The following is a 2,196-nucleotide window of genomic DNA, read 5'->3' as shown; positions in this document are numbered from 1 at the left end:
AATGATCTTCAATTTTTTGTGCTCATTGGCCAGTATAAGGAGAGCCGAATTCGACTCCCCGGAAAAAATCGGGGTTTAGCAGGGGCGACTCATTACCCGCGAGTATCCGCACGCGCTGCCCCGCGTGCGCATCGATATGCCCTCGCGCGAGAAGCTGCACGATACTCCGGGGGCGAAGGCTCAGCCGGGAGTGGGAGCGGATACGGTCAACGGGCCGGCGTCGGAATAGCCGGCCACAAGAAAGCAGAAGGCGCTACCGCGCGGCGCGCGTTCGCCGGCGCTCAGGCCGCGCCGATGAGCTGGCGGTCGTACCAGTCGTTGAAATCGGCTTCCAGCATGGGGCGCGAAAAACCGTAGCCCTGGCCATAAACGCAGCCGTCCTTTTCCAGCATCTGCTGCTGCGCCGGGGTCTCGATGCCCTCGGCGACCACCCGCAGGCCGAGCCCACGGCCGAGTTCGAGCATGGTTTTCACGATGGTGTGGGCGCGCTGGTCCTGGTCGCAGCGCGATACGAAGCTGCGGTCGAGCTTGAGTTCGTCGAACGGCAGGCGATAGAGCTGCGTCATGGAAGCGTAGCCGGTACCGAAGTCGTCCAGCGACAGGCGAAAACCGCGCCGCCGCAGGCCGGCCAGCAGGTGGCGGGCGTAGCCGAGGCAGGCAATACCGGCGGACTCGGTCAACTCCAGGGTAATACCGCTGACGGTGCCCCAGTGGCGCTCGATAAGGGCATCGAAGTCGGCCAGCAGGCGCTCCGAGCGCAGCAGTTGCGCGGGAATGTTGATCGACATTTCGATCTGCCAGCCGCGCGCCTGCCAGCGCTGACGCTGGGCCAGTGCCAGCGCCAGTACGTACCAGCTGAGCCTGACGATACGCCCGCTCTGTTCCGCCAGCGGCAGGAAGCTGTCCGGGTAGAGCATACCGCGCTGCGGGTCCCGCCAGCGCAGCAGCACCTCGACGCCCAGGGTACGGTTGCTGCGCAGATCGAACTGGGGTTGATAGGCGAGACAGAAGTGGCCGCCGGCCATGGCGCTGTCCAGCGCTTCAACGGTCGGGGCACTGTCACTGCCACCGAGTTTGGCGAGCAGTTCACCCAGGTCGCGCTCCATCTGCGCACGGGGCAGGAAGCCGAGCATCCGCAGGCCGTGCTCGCGGCCGGCATCGAGCAGCGCTTCGGCACCGGGCTGGTCGCTGGCGCTGATCAGGATGATGGCGGCGTTGATGCGCAGGTCGTCGAGATACTCCATGACATCCAGCCCGGAAAACTCGCCGAGGTCGAAATCGAGCAGAATGACATCGCTTTTGAGCAGCTCGGGCTGTCGCGCCAGCGTCTGCAGCCCGCTCGCCGTTAGCGGCTCGAAGCCGTGACGAGTGAGCAGGGTCTCGCTTAGCGCGCGTAGCTCAAGGTCGTTCTCGACAATCAATCCCCTGGCCATTTTGCTCCCCCTTTTACGATGTTGCGATATAGGGCCGCACTATCTTTTTATCATTAAAAGTGGGTGCTGCGGGATGCGACGATTCGTAGCTTTTGCGGCTGGCGGCGGCGCTCAGCTCCCGACGCCGGCCATCAGCTCGGCCTGGATCACCTCGATCCAGTAGCCATCCGGGTCCTTGACGAAGATGACGTTTTTCATCTTTCCGGCGTCGGGGCGCTTGATGAATTCGACGTTCATGTCATCGAACCAGGTTTCGGCGCTTTCCAGATCGGGCACGTTGAAGCCGATGTGGCCGTAGCCCTTCGGGTCGGCGTTGCCATTATGGTAGCTCAGTTCGGGGTCGTCCTCGCTGCCCCAGTTGTGGGTCAGCTCCAGCAGGCCGCGCTGGCTGAAGGTCCACACGGTTCGCTCGTCCGGGTCTTCGGGAATGCTGTCCTCCGGCGAGAGCTGGGTAAGGAAGTAGAGGGTGAACTGCATTTCGGGGAAGTCGAGCTTGCGCAGCAGGCGCATGCCGAACACGTGGGTGTAGAAGTGCAGCGAGCGCTCGGGCGCCTTGATACGCACCATGGTGTGGTTGAGGGTGAAGCCCTCGGCGGCGGCGGGCATCTGCTCGGCAACGCCGGGGGCCTGCTCGGTGAAGGTGGTCATAAGATTCGCTCCACTTGCGATAATTAGTCGGTCCTGAAAAACCAAAAATCACCGTGAAATCATGATTATGCGCCTGGATGATGCTCCCTTTTCGGCGTAAAATCTGGTCTATCCT

General features: G+C 62.7%; 2 protein-coding genes. Both read right to left on the bottom strand.

The genetic code is table 11. From position 1 onward, the window contains the following. Nucleotides 1-281: 281 nt before the first annotated feature. On the bottom strand, nucleotides 282-1,433 hold the full coding sequence (locus H146_RS19940) for an EAL domain-containing response regulator (protein WP_033195878.1): 1,152 nt from the start codon (nucleotides 1,431-1,433) through the stop codon (nucleotides 282-284). Nucleotides 1,434-1,544: 111 nt separating this feature from the next. Next, nucleotides 1,545-2,081: a lactoylglutathione lyase gene (gloA, locus tag H146_RS0117990; RefSeq protein WP_019953262.1), complete on the bottom strand. Its 537-nt coding sequence runs from the start codon at nucleotides 2,079-2,081 to the stop codon at nucleotides 1,545-1,547. Nucleotides 2,082-2,196 lie beyond the last annotated feature (115 nt).

This window comes from Kushneria aurantia DSM 21353 (assembly GCF_000382245.1).
GTDB lineage: Bacteria > Pseudomonadota > Gammaproteobacteria > Pseudomonadales > Halomonadaceae > Kushneria > Kushneria aurantia.
This window is presented reverse-complemented; position numbering and strand designations above follow the sequence as displayed.

Excerpts from the sequence above, each read along its gene's own strand:
- H146_RS19940 (WP_033195878.1), bottom strand. The coding sequence starts at position 1,433 with ATGGCCAGGGGATTGATTGTCGAGAACGACCTTGAGCTACGCGCGCTA.
- gloA (WP_019953262.1), bottom strand. The coding sequence starts at position 2,081 with ATGACCACCTTCACCGAGCAGGCCCCCGGCGTTGCCGAGCAGATGCCC.